The sequence below is a fragment of the Barnesiella sp. An55 genome (genome assembly GCF_002161555.1).
In the GTDB taxonomy this organism is placed as follows: Bacteria; Bacteroidota; Bacteroidia; order Bacteroidales; family Barnesiellaceae; genus Barnesiella; species Barnesiella merdipullorum.
The window spans coordinates 55,711-71,181 of sequence record NZ_NFHZ01000017.1 but is presented as its reverse complement, the minus strand read 5'-3'; the positions used below and the strand labels follow the sequence as shown (position 1 = coordinate 71,181).

The following is a 15,471-nucleotide window of genomic DNA, read 5'->3' as shown; positions in this document are numbered from 1 at the left end:
GACAAACTGCTACTCAGAAAACGGGCCATTATCGAGACTGTCAATGACGAACTTAAGAATATAGCACAGGTGGAACATTCAAGACACAGGAGCTTTGATAATTTTATCGTAAACCTGTTAATTGCTGCATATTGTTGCTTTCCCAAGAAGCCGTGTATCAATGTTACAAGAACTATTGACACACAGCTCGCTTTGTTTTGAATTCGTCGAACTCACGTTATTTTATCTAATAAAGATGGCGCGAAGGCTACATCGTCCATACCGCATAAGAGCCAACAAGCATAACGAAAAGGATGACACCCCCCGGTACATCCAACTAAAAATCCTAAACATCAAGAGAAAAATCGATTTTCACAAATACGACATTTAGGACAATTATATGGCATTAACGACCTTGCAGAAGCAACAGCGCCAAGATAACTTTGCATTGTCTTCAAAAGCAAGAAATGGACCAGAGGCACAACATAAAAAGTATTTTGTTCAACTTCTCGGGAACACTCGATACCGAAGGACGCGAATGGTTTGACCTCATCTGGAAAGAATACAGAGAGACCAACATACCTGTCTCAAAGATCGATTATCTGCATGCCCACCAGTATGCCGAGGCCCAGATTGCCGAACGTAAACTTATTGAACCCGGATTTAATCTATACCTGACTCTATATACCCGACTGTCGTTACAAATCAAGTATCTCATCGATAACGGGTTGTTATCCGACAACAGTTGCACCCACAAATATCCGCAGCAGCTGGCCACGTTGTGTTACAACCGGGCCATCATGCATGTGCGACAAAACGAACAAATACTGGAACAACTGGTCGAGCGATATCGGTTGGGCATTGTATCGCAATCGTATGGCAACCTACTGGCCATATTGACCGATTTTGGACTCGCCTCCTACTTTACCGATGTCATCGAGTCGAGCGTGGTAAACCTCAACAAGCCCGATAAAAAACTATTCAAATTCTCACTCGATACCATGCACTCAGCACCCCAAGAGACCTTGTGCGTGAGCAACTCGATCAACAACGACCTGTTGCCGGCCAAAAGCATCGGGTGCCAAACCGCCTGGCTGAACCCTCGCCAAGTGCCCCCGGCCAAACGCATATCCAACTATCATATAACCTCCTTAGCAGAACTCAATTTATTGCTAACAGAACAAGAAGCAATCATAAATAAAACGGAAACTACAACTTACTATTGATTACATGTACTGTGTTGTAAAAACAAATCTAACTAAAAATATTCCTGCCGCCGTGCGAGAGCATAGCCAAGGAAGGCTCTTAGCATAAAAAGTGTATTGACTTGATGAAAGACTCGGGGCGTGATGCCCAGAGTCTTTTTTTATTTCTCTCCCCGAACCAAGAAAATTATACCTTCGAGATTTGTTTATAGAGATTATTGCTAACTTTGCACAAAAAATAAAAAGTAGTGTTTAACTAAAATGGATTGGATACAAAGTCTGCTATTTAATGACGCATCGGTAGCCCATACCGTAATCCTATACGCCTTTGTTATTGCCGTAGGAGTAGCGCTTGGCAAACTGAAGTTCTTCGGGGTCTCACTGGGAGTCACATTTGTTCTTTTCGTGGGATTGATAGCCGGCCACTTCGGTTTCTCGGCCGAAAAGAACATCCTCCACTTCGTGCAGGAGTTCGGTTTAATTCTCTTTATTTATTCCATCGGGTTGCAAGTAGGGCCCAGTTTCTTCTCCTCGTTCAAGCGGGGAGGCCTCACCCTCAACATGCTGGCCGTGGGTATTGTAGCCCTCAACCTTGTGGTAGCCCTGGTCATCTACGTCTTCAATAAAGACCAAGTGAATATGCCCATGATGGTGGGTATCCTCTCGGGAGCCGTTACCAACACCCCGGGACTGGGCGCCGCTCAACAAACGCTGTCGCAATTGAAGTTCGACGGGTCAATTACCGAAATTCCCGAGATTGCCTTGGGTTACGCCGCCGCCTACCCGCTGGGTGTAATCGGTATCATCGCCTCGATGCTGGTCATTCGGGCCATCTTCAAGGTAAGACTCGATAAGGAAAACCAACAAATCGAAGAGGAAAACCAGTCGAGCCAACTCGTGCCTCACGTGGTTACCTACAAGGTAGAGAACCGCTTGATTGTGGGCCGCACCCTCGACGACCTCACCAAACTCATCGACCGCAACTTCGTGGTATCGCGCATCAAGCACAACGACGAGGTGATTATCCCCAACTCCGATACGCTGCTGCAAGAGGGCGACCTGCTGCTGGTCGTACTCTCGCTGCAAGACGAGAGTGCCCTCGAGGCCTTTATCGGGCGACCTGTCGAGATGAACTGGGAGGCCATTCAGGCACCCGTTGTTTCGCGACGCATCCTGGTTACCCGCTCCGAGTTCAACGGTCGCAAGATAGGTAGCTTGCGGCTGCGCATGGGATACCGCCTGAACGCCACCCGCGTCAACCGTGCCGGTGTGGATCTGCTGGCCAGCCCCAATCTGGAGCTGCAAATCGGCGACCGCCTCACCGTAGTGGGCCGCATCGAAGATATCAATCGTCTGGCCGAAAAGTTGGGCAACTCGACCAAGCGTCTGCACGAGCCCAACATGATAACCCTCTTCGTAGGTATTTTCCTGGGTATCATCCTGGGTAGTATTCCTATTGCCATCCCAGGCATGGACGTACCGATGAAACTGGGTTTGGCCGGTGGTCCTCTGGTAGTAGCCATCCTGCTGGGTCGATTCGGACCCAAGATACACCTGGTTACCTACACCTCGACAGGAGCCAGCCTCATGCTGCGCGAGGTAGGCATCTGCCTCTTCCTGGCCAGTGTAGGCATCTCGGCCGGAGGCGAATTTGTCAACACCATCATGTCGGGCGGTCTCGTGTGGGTATGGTGGGGATTCCTCATCACCGTCATCCCCTTGCTCGCCATCGCCATCATTGCACGGGCACACTACAAAATCAACTACTGCTCGATTATGGGTCTGCTCTCGGGAGCCTGCACCGATCCCCCTGCCCTGGCCTATGCCAACAAGGTTTCGGGCAACGATGCCGCGTCGGTAGCCTACTCGACCGTATATCCGCTCACCATGTTCCTGCGGGTACTCTCGGCCCAGTTACTCATTCTGCTATTCTACTAAAAAGCACTTTTATTCACCTCTATCACCACGAGGGAAATCCATTGCGATTTCCCTCGTTTTTTATACCTATGCCCGAGACGGGAAAAACGCATAACTATACGACTCGATTTTATCGATAAAAGAGCCCGCTTTATCCGCAAAAAAAGGGGGTCTCTCTATTACATTTTTCTATATGGTTCATTAAATGTTAAATTTGAAGTTGAATTTAACGTATTAGTTATGAAAAATTTAATACTCTCCGTCGGGATTTTGACTCTGTGCTGCTGTATTCCCCTGCAAGCCCAGGAGAGCGACAAGTCGATGCCCGAGGTTTGGACCCTGCAAGACTGCTTCGACTATGCCCACGACCACAGCATTACCCTGCAACAAAACCGGTTGTCAATCGAAGAGAGCACGGTCAATACCAAGGAGGCCAAAGCCCAACTGTTCCCCTCGTTCGACTTCTCTACCTCGCACAACTATGGCAACTATCCCTTTGCCGACGGTTCCCAGGGAGGGAAGAACGTCTATACCGGAACCTACGGACTGAATGCTTCGTGGACCCTCTTCGACGGGAAACGACGCAATACCATCAAGGCCAACCAGCTGCAAGAACAGCAACAACAATATGCCTTCAAAGAGAGTCTCGACAACCTGCAAATTGAGATTCTCACCGACTACCTGCAGATTCTCTATGCCGAGGAGGCCGTGAACATCTGCCAACAGACCGTAGAGGTATCGCAGCGACAGGTCGAACGCTCGCGCGAACTGCTGGCCGCAGGCTCCATCTCGAAGAGCGACCTGGCACAACTCGAGGCCCAGTATAGCAACGACAAATACCAGCTGGTATCGGCCCAGGCCAACCGCGACCAACTGCGACTCAACCTCAAGCAACTGCTCGAGCTCGATATAGACGTAGAGATGAACCTGGCCTTGCCCCCTATCGACGAGAGCAAAGTGCTTGTGCCGCTGCCCGACAAGAGCACGGTCTATGCCATCGCCTTGGGATTCATCCCCTCGATACAGAGCGGCAAACTCGAACTCGAGGTGGCCGAGCTCAATATCGCCAATGCCAAAGCAGGTTACTATCCCAACCTCTCGCTCAATGCCGGCATAGGCAGCGGCCACAATACCGACAACAACGGCGGCCTGGGCACCCAACTGAAGCAGGGGCTCAACGAGTCGATCGGGCTCACCTTGTCGATTCCCATCTACAGCCGGCGCGCCAACAAGTCGGCCGTAGAGCGGGCCAAAATTCAACAGAAGATAAGCGAACTCGACCTGCAGAACCAGGAGAAGGCCCTGCTCAACGAAATCGAGAGTGCCTGGCTCGACGCCTCATCGGCCCAGTCGCAATACCTGGCCGCCCGCGAGCAACTCAACGCCACACAAACCTCCTACGAACTCACCGAAGAGCAGTTCTACCTGGGCATGAAAAATACGGTCGAGATGCTCACCGCCAAAAACAACTGGCTCTCGGCCCAACAAGAGGAGCTGCAGGCCCGGTTCATGGCACTGCTCAACCTCAAGCTGCTCGACTACTACGAGAACAAACCGCTCACGCTCGACTGATTGTCTATCGAATAATAAAATCATCATCGCCATATGAAACGTAAAAAAGTCATCATCCTCACCCTGTCGGTACTCGCGGTGGTTGCCATCCTGTGGGTCATCTTCGGGAGGAAATCTCAAAGCACAAACTACATCATCGAGACAGCCACGGCTACCCGCGGCGACGTGTCGGAAGCCGTCACGGCTACCGGCACCATCGAGCCGGTGACCAAGGTCGATGTAGGTACACAGGTGTCGGGTATCATCGACAAACTGTATGCCGACTACAACTCGGTCGTCACCAAAGGCCAACTCATCGCCGAGATGGATAAAGTAACCCTGCAAAGCGAACTCACCTCGCAGCAGGCGACCTACGACGGGGCCAAGGCCGAATATGAATACCAGGAGAAGAACTACCTGCGCAACAAGGCCCTGCACGAGAAGCAACTCATCAGCGACACCGAGTTTGAAGAATCGACCTACAACTATGCCAAGGCCAAGAGTGCCTACGAAAGCAGCGAGGCCAATCTGGCCAAAGCCAAACGTAATCTGGCCTATGCCACCATCACCTCGCCCATCGACGGGGTGGTCATCAGCCGGGCTGTCGAGGAAGGGCAGACCGTAGCCGCCGGCTTCGAAACGCCTACGCTCTTTACCATCGCTGCCGACCTCACCCAGATGCAGGTCATTGCCGATGTCGATGAAGCCGATATAGGCGGAGTGAAAGAGGGACAACGGGTCGAATTTACCGTCGATGCCTACCCCAACGACACCTTCGAGGGCACCGTAACCCAGGTGCGGCTCGAGGCTACCGAAGAGAGCAACGTGGTTACCTACGAGGTAGTCATCTCGGCCCACAACCCCGATCTGAAACTGAAACCGGGACTCACGGCCAATGTCACCATATTCATTGCCGAGCGGCGCAACGTCGTGAATATCCCCGTCAAGGCCCTGCGTTTTGTTCCCGACCCGCCGTCGGGCGAGGCCCCGGCTACCGGACAGATGCCTCCGCAAGAGGCCCCGGCCAACGACAGCCTGAAAATCATCTGGGTACAAGAGAACAATACCTGGACTCCCCGTAAAGTAAAAGTGGGCATGGACAACAGCGTGAATGTAGAAATCTGCTCGGGTTTGAACGAAGGCGAAGTCGTAGCCATCGATCGCAAGAGCAATGCCGGACTTCCCGCCGCACAGGCATCGGGTAATAAAGAAGAGAGTCCCTTCATGCCCAAGCCCCCGGGAAAAAAGAAATAAGGAAAGGATATTGACTGTATGGCAACAAAAGAGATCATACGATTGGAGAATATACGACGCAACTTCATCGTGGGCAACGAAACGGTACATGCCCTGCGAGGAGTAAGTTTCACCATCAATGCCGGCGAGTTCGTGACCATCATGGGTACCAGTGGATCGGGTAAATCGACCCTGCTCAACATCCTGGGTTGTCTCGACACCCCCACCTCGGGCGAATACTATCTCGACGGCATACCCGTGCGCAGCATGGGCAAGAACGAGCGTTCGGTCCTGCGCAACCGCAAGATAGGCTTCGTATTCCAGTCTTATAACCTGTTACCCAAAACAACCGCTATCGAAAACGTGGAGTTGCCGCTCATGTACAACTCGGCCATCCCGGCCCGAAAGCGGTACGAACTGGCCTCGCGGGCACTCGACGCCGTGGGACTTGCCGAACGCAAGAACCACAAGTCGAACCAAATGTCGGGCGGACAGCAACAGCGTGTGGCCATCGCCCGAGCCTTGGTCAACGACCCGGTCATCATCCTGGCCGACGAGGCCACGGGTAACCTCGACACCCGCACCTCGTTCGAGATACTGGTACTCTTCCAGGAGCTGCATGCCCGGGGACGCACCATCATCTTTGTTACCCACAACCCCGAACTCTCGGCCTACAGCAGCCGGAATATCGTGCTGCGCGACGGAAAAATCATCAGCGACACACCCAACGACAATCCGGCCTCGGCCCAGGAGATGCTGAAAAAACTGCCGGTAGAAAGCGATTAAGGAACAAACAACTATGAATCTTACCAACCTCACCAAAATAGCACTCAAAGCACTCAACAATAACAAGTTGCGGTGCTTCCTCACGATGCTGGGCATCATCATTGGCGTGGCATCGGTGATTACCATGCTGGCTATCGGGCAGGGCTCGAAGCGAAGCATACGGGAGCAAATCGCCGAAATGGGGTCGAACATGATTATGATACACCCCGGCAATATGGAACGGGGGGGCGTCAGGCAAGATGCCTCGTCGATGCAGACCCTCAAGCTCAACGACTACCAGGACATTCTCGACAACACCGAATACGTATCGGCCTGCTCTCCCTCGGTAAGCAGCAGCGGACAGTTCATCTACGGGGCCAACAACTACCCCAGCACCATCTACGGGGTGACCGAAGATTATCTCGAAATACGTAAATTCTCGGTCGAGGAGGGCAGCATGTTCACCCCGCAAGACGTGCTCACCTCGGCCAAAGTCTGCCTGGTAGGACAAACCATCATCGACAACCTCTTCCCCAACGGCGAGAATCCCATCGGCAAGGTGATTCGGTTCAACAAGATACCGCTCAAAATTGTAGGGACACTCACGCCAAAGGGCTACAACAGCATGGGCATGGACCAGGACGACATGGTGCTGGCCCCCTACACCACGGTGCAGAAACGGGTGCTGGCCATCACCTACCTGCAAGGTATCTTCTGCTCGGCTCTTACCGAAGAACTCACCCCTCAGGCTATCGACGAGATAACCCAGATTCTGCGCAAAAATCACAAAATCAAGGAGGGCGAAGAAGATGACTTCGAGATACGGTCGCAAGAGGAGATGAGCTCGATGATGAGCTCGACCACCGACATGATGACCATCCTGCTGGCCTGTATCGCAGGCATCTCGCTGCTGGTGGGCGGTATCGGCATCATGAACATCATGTATGTATCGGTGACCGAGCGCACCCGCGAGATAGGATTGCGCATGTCGATCGGAGCCCGAGGTATCGACATTCTGGCCCAGTTTCTCATCGAGGCGGTGCTCATCAGCGTAACGGGTGGTATCATCGGGGTGCTGCTGGGCGTAGGAGCCTCGATGGTGGTCAACCTGGTATTCAACTGGCCGGTTTACATACAGGCCTATTCGGTGATACTCTCGTTCTTCGTCTGCACGATTACCGGCATATTCTTCGGCTGGTACCCGGCCCGCAAAGCCGCCAACCTCGATCCCATCGAAGCCATTCGTTATGAATAATCATCGTTTTTTATTTTCAAATCCTTATCTTTGTACTATGGCACCCGACCGACAACATATCCGCTTCAGATGGAACCCCGTCTTTATCCACATACTGGCGTGGGCAATCGTCTTTCTCTTACCGCTCCTCTTCATCGAGCGAGTCGAGAGTATGCGACGATTGCACGAATTCAGCCTCATGAAGTTCTATATCCAGCCCATCTGTATTGCGATAATCTTCTATATCAACTACCTGTGGCTCATCGACCAGGTGCTGTTCCGCAAAAAACCGGTACAGTTTATTCTCTACAACCTGCTGCTCATCGTGGTAGCCAATGTGGTCATCTACCTGGTACACCGCATGATTATCCCCGATGAGTTCCTGCAACGCAGGCCCATTCCCCGTCCACCCCGGCCGGGGCTCATGCAGTGGCAAGACTCCATTACACTGGCCTTGATTGTGGGGTTGAGCGTAGCCATCAAAATGACCCAGAAGTGGATTGTCACCGAAAAAGAGCGCAAACAACTGGAGCAGGAGCGCACCGAGGCCGAGTTGAAAAACCTGAAGAACCAACTCAACCCGCACTTCCTCTTCAATACCCTCAACAACATCTACTCGCTCATCGCCATCAGCCCCGACCGTGCCCAAAGCGCCGTACTCGAGTTGAGCAAGATGCTGCGCTATGTACTCTATGAAAATGCTCAGGCCTATGTTCCCATGGAGAAAGAGCTGGAGTTCAACCACAACTACATCGAACTGATGCGACTGCGGCTCGCCCGCCACGTGAAGGTCGAGGTCGATATGCCCCAAGGGTTGTGCCGGGGATACCAGATTGCTCCGCTGCTCTTCATCACCCTCATCGAGAATGCCTTCAAGCACGGCACCAGTGCCACCGAGCCCTCGTTTGTAAAGATTGTCATGAGCGAACCCTCGCAGGGAGTCATCGAGTGCCACATCGAGAACAGCTGCTTCCCCAAAAACGAGAGCGACAAGAGTGGCTCGGGCATAGGACTCAAAAATCTCTCGCGCCAGCTCGAACTGCTCTACCCCGGCAAATACACGCTTCATGCCGAGAGCGACACACAAGTCTATCGCTCGTCGCTCACCATCGATTTGAACTAACCCCAAACTCACAAGACTATGATACTGAAATGCTGCATTATCGACGACGAACCCCTGGCCATAGAGCTGTTGGAGAGTTATGTCAAGCGCACCCCCTTCCTGCAACTGGAAGCCTCGTTCAACTCGGCAGTGCAGGCGGTCGAACGGGTTGCGCAGGGCGACATCGACCTCATCTTCCTCGACATACAGATGCCCGAACTCGACGGCATGGAGTTCTCGCGCATGATCGAGGGGCGCAGTCGCATCGTCTTTACCACCGCCTTCGGGCAATATGCCGTGGACAGCTACAAGGTCAATGCCATCGACTACCTGCTCAAGCCCATCTCCTATGCCGATTTTCTCAAGGCCTCCCAAAAGGCGCTGCAATGGTTCGAGTTGTCCGAGGGGAACAGTACCGCCGGCACCCCTGTACCCACACCGGCACAAAGCCCCTATATCTTTGTCAAGAGCGACTACAAACTCAAGCAGATACCCCTTGACAAGATTCTCTACATCGAGGGCCTGAAGGACTATGTGAAGATTTATCTCGAAGGCGAACCACACCCCATCCTCTCGCTGCTGAGTCTCAAGTCGCTCGAAGAGATGCTGCCCGAGGGTCAGTTCATACGGGTGCACCGCTCGTTTATCGTGCAAGGGAGCAAAATCAAGATGATCGACCGCAACCGCATCGTCTTTGGCAAGGAGTATATCCCCATCTCCGACACCTACAAGGAGTCGTTTGCCGAGTTCATCGCCCGCCACTCGCCCATTGCCGGCAAGCCGCAGAGTTGAACAGGCAAGCCCGGCTGGAGAGATATCTTATAACCACACAAGGAGCAGGCTCCCCGACAATGAGGTGTCTGCTCCTTGGCTTGTTTACTTAAATTTATTTCAGTCTCAGGAAGCGTCGTAAATCGACCGGAAGAAAGAGTTCGTCTGTGCAGCCAACAGGATACAGGCCACGGTCAAGGCTCCATACATCACCCAGGTACCGGCACAGTTCCAGCAGGGGTTCGCTGTCAGCTCGCGGGCAAAAGCTACACACAAGGCCGTGCAGATGAGCAATATCAGCACCAGAACCACCAGCGAAATCTTCGCCTCGAGGCTCCACCGCTTGCGCGGCAGTCGGTTCATCACCCGGCGGGTAAACCACCGGTCGTGCCGGGGTTGGGGAGTGTGCCGGTCGAAAAGCTCCCGCCACTGGTCGTCATTCCACTCTTTCATATCCGTTTTTCTTTAAATATTCTCCTAATTTTTGTTTGGCGCGCGAGAGGTACGACTTGATGGTCCCCTCGGGCATACCCGTCACCGCGGCGATGCGGGCGATGGCCATATCCTCGACGAAGTAGAGGGTAACGACCGTGCGCTCCTCGGGACGCAGGACCGACAGGGCCTGGGTCATGTCGAGCCGACGATCGACCGGCTCGGGCGACTGAGGTATCGCCGCCGCCCGGTCCAGAGGCTCGAAGTAGCGGTCGCCCCGCTTGCGCAACTCGTCGTAGTAGAGGTTGTAGGCCACCCTGAAGAGCCAGGTCGAGAACGAGGAGAGACCCTTGTAGCTGCGCAGGTGGTAATAGACCTTGATGAAGGTCTCCTGCGCCAGGTCATCGCTGAGCGATTCGTCGCCACCGGTGAGGCTCAGAAAGAAGCGCTTCACCCGCCCCTGGTATTTATCGACCAGCGAGGCAAAAGCCTTGCGGTCGTCCAGCAGGGCGCAACGTGCCACCCACATCATATCCTCGGTCTTCTCCATCGTGTCGAGGCCGGTTATTCGGGTTGATTATCGGTGTGATCGTTATCGGGGCGCGACGATACCCGATAGAGTATCAGTTTGCCCGCACCCAACAGAATAAAGATAGCGGCCAGACCCAACAGGAAGATTCCCACGCCATCGCCAAACTCTTCGGTACCGTTGATACTCCACAACACAATGCTCCAGATGGCAAAGCCCAAACCGATACCCAGGAATACCAAGCCCTGGTTGAGGGTCACCAGCTTGTCGGGGCGAGCCTGTCGCGACCGGGGCGACTCGAAAAATCCGTCGGGCAACTCACGCCCGGCCTCGATAGACTTCTCAATAACCTCATAGTAAGCCTTCTGCTTCTTGTTGCGGTAGTAAATATAGAAGAAGATAACCAGGAAGACAAACAGAAAGGGAACAATTATAGCCAGAGGCTCGACCATCGCATCGAGAATATCCTCGGCATCGGCCTCATAGTGCACCAAAGCCCGTTGTTTTTCCAGCTCAATCTCGGCCATACGCACCTTGTAGGCTTCGGTCTCGTTCATGTCCCCAAGAGTATCGCTTTCGGTCGTCGCCGCAGCCACGGCTGCTGTCGATTTTGAAGTCGGGTTCACATTCCCGGTCTGTGCCATTACAGTTGCGCCCGTCCACAACACGAGTGAAAGGAGCGCTGTCATTACAAATCGTTTCATCTTGCTATCTGTTTTTAATTTATGTATCGTTTTTTTGTTCATCTCTCTTTCCGGAAATTCAACCATTAGACGCAAACACACACCCCGCAGGTTGCAGACTCCCCCGATTTTTTTCAAAAAAATTTCTCGACAGGGCATCAGCCCCCCGCCCGAGGCACAACAAATTTACTCATAATCCAAGAAAATAGGGCCACAAGCAACCAATGCCCGCAAAAAAGCGGTAATTTTGCACCGCGAAACAAACAACGAAGCTATGAAACCCAAAGAGATCAATAAAGTCGAGATTCGTAATCTGCAACGCGAAGACTACGACCAGTTGGCCAGCTCGTTCACCCGGGTCTATGCCGACGGCAGCGACGTGTTCTGGACCCCCGAACAGATAGACAAACTCATCCGCATCTTCCCCGAAGGGCAGATCGTGACCGTGGTCGATGGCAAAATCGTGGGATGCGCCCTCTCGATCATCGTCAACTACAACGATGTAAAAAACGACCACACCTATGCTCAGGTGACCGGCAACGAAACCTTCAACACCCACACCCGCAAGGGTAACATCCTCTACGGCATCGAGGTATTCGTGCACCCCGACTACCGCGGTCTGCGGCTCGCCCGCCGTATGTATGAATACCGCAAGGAGCTGTGCGAGAAACTCAACCTCAAGGCCATCATGTTTGGCGGCCGGTTGCCCAACTACCACAAATATGCCGACCACATGCGCCCCAAAGAGTATATCGACAAGGTGCGCAAGCGCGAAATATTCGACCCGGTGCTGCTCTTCCAGCTCTCCAACGACTTCCACGTGCGCAAGGTGATGCGCAACTACCTGCCCAACGACGAGGAGTCGAAACACTTCGCCTGCCTGCTCCAGTGGGACAACATCTACTATCAGGAACCTACCGAAGAGTATATCTCGCCCAAAACAACCGTGCGGGTAGGACTCGTGCAATGGCAGATGCGTAGCTACAAAACGCTCGACGACCTCTTCGAGCAAGTCGAGTTTTTCGTCGATTCGGTGAGCAGCTACCAAAGCGACTTCGTTCTCTTCCCCGAGTACTTCAACGCCCCCCTCATGGCCCGCTTCAACGACGAGAGCGAATCGGAAGCCATCCGTGGTCTGGCCCAATACACCGATGAGATACGCGAGCGGTTCATCAACCTGGCCATCCGCTACAACATCAATATCATCACCGGCAGCATGCCCCTCATAAAGGAGGACGGATTGCTCTACAACATCGGCTACCTGTGCCGTCGCGACGGTACCTACGAGATGTACGAGAAACTGCACGTCACCCCCGACGAAATGAAGTGCTGGGGATTGAATGGAGGCAAAGCCATCCGCACCTTCGAGACCGACTGCGCCAAAATAGGCGTGCTCATCTGCTACGATGTCGAGTTCCCCGAGTTGTCGCGCATCATGGCCGGCGAGGGCATGCAGATACTCTTCGTCCCCTTCCTCACCGACACACAGAATGCCTATTCGCGTGTGCGCGTATGTGCCCAGGCCCGAGCCATCGAAAACGAGTGCTTCGTAGTCATTGCCGGTAGTGTAGGCAACCTGCCCAAGGTACACAACATGGACATACAGTATGCCCAATCGGGAGTATTTACCCCCTGCGACTTCGCCTTCCCCACCGATGGACGCCGCGCCGAGGCTACCCCCAACACCGAGATGATTCTCATCTCCGATGTCGATCTCGACCTGCTCAACGAGCTCCACACCTACGGTAGCGTGCGCAACCTCAAAGACCGCCGCAGCGACCTCTACGAGGTGAAGATGAAAAAGGTAAACCAGGAGTAAACACAAGATCTCCGATATAGCCTATATACACAAACGGCCCTATGATTCTTTGTGGATGAAGAATCATAGGGCCTCCTATTGAAAACCTACTCTACACGACTTAATAAGAAAATGCTATTCTCCACACGCCGCTCGACACGGCAAGAGAAACTCCTTCCGAAGTATTAAATTCACACCCCTGTCCAGGATATGGCTTCTTATCCTTGAAGACCAATCGTCCATTCAACTTCACCCGACAGACATTATCTGCTATCGGAATTATGGCCCGAGTATCTGCAGGAACCGTTAAGAGCATATCCAGTTTATGGCCCGAACGAGTCAAGTCAACCGATATTCGACCTCGGACACTCAATAATGAAGCCTCGGCATGGACAAGCGGTCCCATTTGAGGCGTAACCCGAAAGGCTTTAAAACCCGCTTCTATCGGAGATATCCCACACACCTTTTGAGACAAAAGAGTAAGACCGCCACCACTCCAGGCATGATTATATGTACCGCCGCCAAATCCTTCAGGACCTATACCCCATCCTTCAAAAAGGGTAGTGAGACGAGGATGATCGACCATCTTGCCAAATCGTTTCTTCATCCGGGCCAAGGCTTCGTGCGGACAACCCATATCAAATAATGCCTCCAAGACATATTTTTCCATATATGGGCTGGCATATTCATACCGTCCGAGCAGTTCCCGAATAGCATCATATTTCGATTCATCGGCCAAACCCGAAACAACAGCCAAAGCCTGAAGCCGATCATCGGGATCGGGTAGCAACCGATTGGCCCGATATGCATCGCCACACCAGAACACTCGGTTGAACGACTCCTTCAGCGACACCATTTGGCGACGCAACTCAATAGCATCCTCCCGTTTATCAAGGAGGTCGGCCATACGCGAGACTCCATCCAACGCCAAGTAATACCAGGCATTGAATAGTCCCTGTATATCGACATTAGTTCCCCAATCGCCCCAAGTCCATTCGCCACTACGGAATTTGACAGTACCATCTGCATTGTATTCCCAGACCTCCAAATACCGTTTTACCGCATCATACAAATCGGCAATGGTTGCCGTGTCGCCCGTATGAAGGAAATAGTTCCAGAAACCATAGTATCCTACACTGGCCAACATTTGTCCCGGGAGCTCCGTCTGGTAATTCGATGCAGGTACTGGCGAAAAAATCGTACCATCGGGCCTTTGCCACCGCATCAGTTCATACATGCCTTTCTTGATGAGTAAATGCGACCGAGGACAAAGGGCATAAAACGACTCACCCGATTCGATGACCTCGTCGCCCCACCATTGTGCCCTCTCCCGATCGGGACAATCCATGTATGTATCGCGCATGGTCACCAGAAGTGTACGCTGTGCCTTTGTCCAAAGTCGGTTATAAAAATCGTCGTTACAACTGAACGAACCGGCAAACGAGGTATCATATGAACTCTCTCGATACAGAGCCCGTGTAAGAGTAACACCTTTAGGCAAAATATAATAGACCGCATGTCCGTTTATCCATCCCAAACTCTCATACTGCTGAACACCACTCCTTGTCACATACTCGGCCCGAAGATTATTCGCACCTCCTCCTCGATAATTATCGGTACACATACCTATTGTATCACCGCCTTGTGACTCCAATTCAAAAGCAGGAGTTACCTGCATGTTATAGGGTAAATAACACACAAGTGTATCTCTGTCGATGCCCCGATGCCACTCCTGACGGTCATATGCTCGAAGCCCATAGTCTTTCCACAAGGGTATCACTCGAGGGTACAGTTTATTCCAAGGTTTGCATCCCAATAGTCCAACCTCCACAGCCGCTGGCCAAGAAGAAAGGGAATCGACCGGCATTGAAATCCACCGTTCGGAGAAACGACGAGCATCATACCCGATATTGGACTCGGGCAATCGAAAATTTGGCTGGGGACCAGCCGGTGTATAATAACCGGCATGGACCGTTGCCAACCACTGTTTGTCGCTACATAAGGAGAATGTCGGAGAAAGGCTCTCGACAAAAAGGCCCGCCTTACCGCTGGGCTGATATGAGAATCCCTCCTTCCCAAAGTACCACAGCAAAATCGCTATCGTATTGTTCCCCTCCTGCAGAAAAGAAGAGATATCAACCGTATCATAATAGGTATCTTCGGGAGTAGGGCCTCGCTTTACTGCCCCCTCAAAAACGGCCAATGTCCCATTTATCCACATCCAATATTTGCTGTCGGCGGCAATCTTAAGGTTCACACTTCCCCGAGGGAG

Annotated in this window: 14 protein-coding genes; 10 read left to right on the top strand and 4 right to left on the bottom strand. The window is 52.6% G+C overall.

Features of this window, described 5'->3' with window-relative positions; genetic code table 11:
* The 9 genes from B5G10_RS10755 to B5G10_RS10715 all read left to right on the top strand — a co-directional run.
* Positions 1 to 201, top strand: a 201-nt coding sequence (locus tag B5G10_RS10755) for a transposase (RefSeq protein ID WP_241147757.1), incomplete at its 5' end; no start/stop codon positions are given.
* A 245-nt stretch (positions 202 to 446) separates the two neighbouring features.
* Positions 447 to 1,205 carry an HAD family hydrolase gene (locus tag B5G10_RS10750; RefSeq protein ID WP_087424727.1) on the top strand — a complete coding sequence of 253 codons (759 nt, stop codon included), beginning with the start codon at positions 447 to 449 and terminating at the stop codon, positions 1,203 to 1,205.
* Between the two features lie 240 nt (positions 1,206 to 1,445).
* The gene (locus B5G10_RS10745) at positions 1,446 to 3,122 is read left to right on the top strand and encodes a putative transporter (protein ID WP_087424726.1); all 1,677 of its coding nucleotides are present in this window, start codon (positions 1,446 to 1,448) and stop codon (positions 3,120 to 3,122) included.
* 219 nt (positions 3,123 to 3,341) lie between these two features.
* The gene (locus B5G10_RS10740; RefSeq protein ID WP_087424725.1) at positions 3,342 to 4,673 is read left to right on the top strand and encodes a TolC family protein; all 1,332 of its coding nucleotides are present in this window, start codon (positions 3,342 to 3,344) and stop codon (positions 4,671 to 4,673) included.
* A 33-nt stretch (positions 4,674 to 4,706) separates the two neighbouring features.
* Positions 4,707 to 5,906 (top strand): efflux RND transporter periplasmic adaptor subunit, encoded by a 1,200-nt coding sequence (locus B5G10_RS10735; protein WP_087424724.1) that lies wholly within the window; start codon positions 4,707 to 4,709, stop codon positions 5,904 to 5,906.
* Positions 5,907 to 5,924: 18 nt separating this feature from the next.
* Positions 5,925 to 6,671: an ABC transporter ATP-binding protein gene (locus B5G10_RS10730; RefSeq protein WP_087424723.1), complete on the top strand. Its 747-nt coding sequence runs from the start codon at positions 5,925 to 5,927 to the stop codon at positions 6,669 to 6,671.
* Between the two features lie 13 nt (positions 6,672 to 6,684).
* Positions 6,685 to 7,905: an ABC transporter permease gene (locus B5G10_RS10725; protein ID WP_087424722.1), complete on the top strand. Its 1,221-nt coding sequence runs from the start codon at positions 6,685 to 6,687 to the stop codon at positions 7,903 to 7,905.
* 37 nt (positions 7,906 to 7,942) lie between these two features.
* Positions 7,943 to 9,007 carry a histidine kinase gene (locus B5G10_RS10720; RefSeq protein ID WP_087424721.1) on the top strand — a complete coding sequence of 355 codons (1,065 nt, stop codon included), beginning with the start codon at positions 7,943 to 7,945 and terminating at the stop codon, positions 9,005 to 9,007.
* Between the two features lie 18 nt (positions 9,008 to 9,025).
* Positions 9,026 to 9,778 (top strand): LytTR family DNA-binding domain-containing protein, encoded by a 753-nt coding sequence (locus B5G10_RS10715; protein ID WP_087424720.1) that lies wholly within the window; start codon positions 9,026 to 9,028, stop codon positions 9,776 to 9,778.
* A gap of 105 nt (positions 9,779 to 9,883) precedes the next feature.
* Here B5G10_RS10715 and B5G10_RS10710 read toward each other — a convergent pair whose 3' ends face one another.
* From B5G10_RS10710 to B5G10_RS10700, 3 genes are read right to left on the bottom strand one after another with little or no spacing between them, the layout of a single operon-like run.
* Positions 9,884 to 10,210 (bottom strand): hypothetical protein, encoded by a 327-nt coding sequence (locus B5G10_RS10710; RefSeq protein WP_087424719.1) that lies wholly within the window; start codon positions 10,208 to 10,210, stop codon positions 9,884 to 9,886.
* Positions 10,194 to 10,739: a sigma-70 family RNA polymerase sigma factor gene (locus tag B5G10_RS10705; protein ID WP_087424718.1), complete on the bottom strand. Its 546-nt coding sequence runs from the start codon at positions 10,737 to 10,739 to the stop codon at positions 10,194 to 10,196. The genes B5G10_RS10710 and B5G10_RS10705 overlap by 17 nt, the downstream gene beginning before the upstream one ends.
* Before the next feature lie 14 nt (positions 10,740 to 10,753).
* Positions 10,754 to 11,422, bottom strand: coding sequence for a DUF6249 domain-containing protein (locus B5G10_RS10700; RefSeq protein WP_143241128.1), 669 nt, complete (start codon positions 11,420 to 11,422; stop codon positions 10,754 to 10,756).
* 253 nt (positions 11,423 to 11,675) lie between these two features.
* Here B5G10_RS10700 and B5G10_RS10695 point away from each other — a divergent pair, with 253 nt between their 5' ends.
* The gene (locus tag B5G10_RS10695; protein ID WP_087424732.1) at positions 11,676 to 13,220 is read left to right on the top strand and encodes a bifunctional GNAT family N-acetyltransferase/carbon-nitrogen hydrolase family protein; all 1,545 of its coding nucleotides are present in this window, start codon (positions 11,676 to 11,678) and stop codon (positions 13,218 to 13,220) included.
* Positions 13,221 to 13,320: 100 nt separating this feature from the next.
* Here B5G10_RS10695 and B5G10_RS10690 read toward each other — a convergent pair whose 3' ends face one another.
* Positions 13,321 to 15,456, bottom strand: a complete 2,136-nt coding sequence (locus B5G10_RS10690) for an alpha-L-rhamnosidase C-terminal domain-containing protein (protein WP_241147756.1) — start codon at positions 15,454 to 15,456, stop codon at positions 13,321 to 13,323.
* Positions 15,457 to 15,471: the final 15 nt, after the last annotated feature.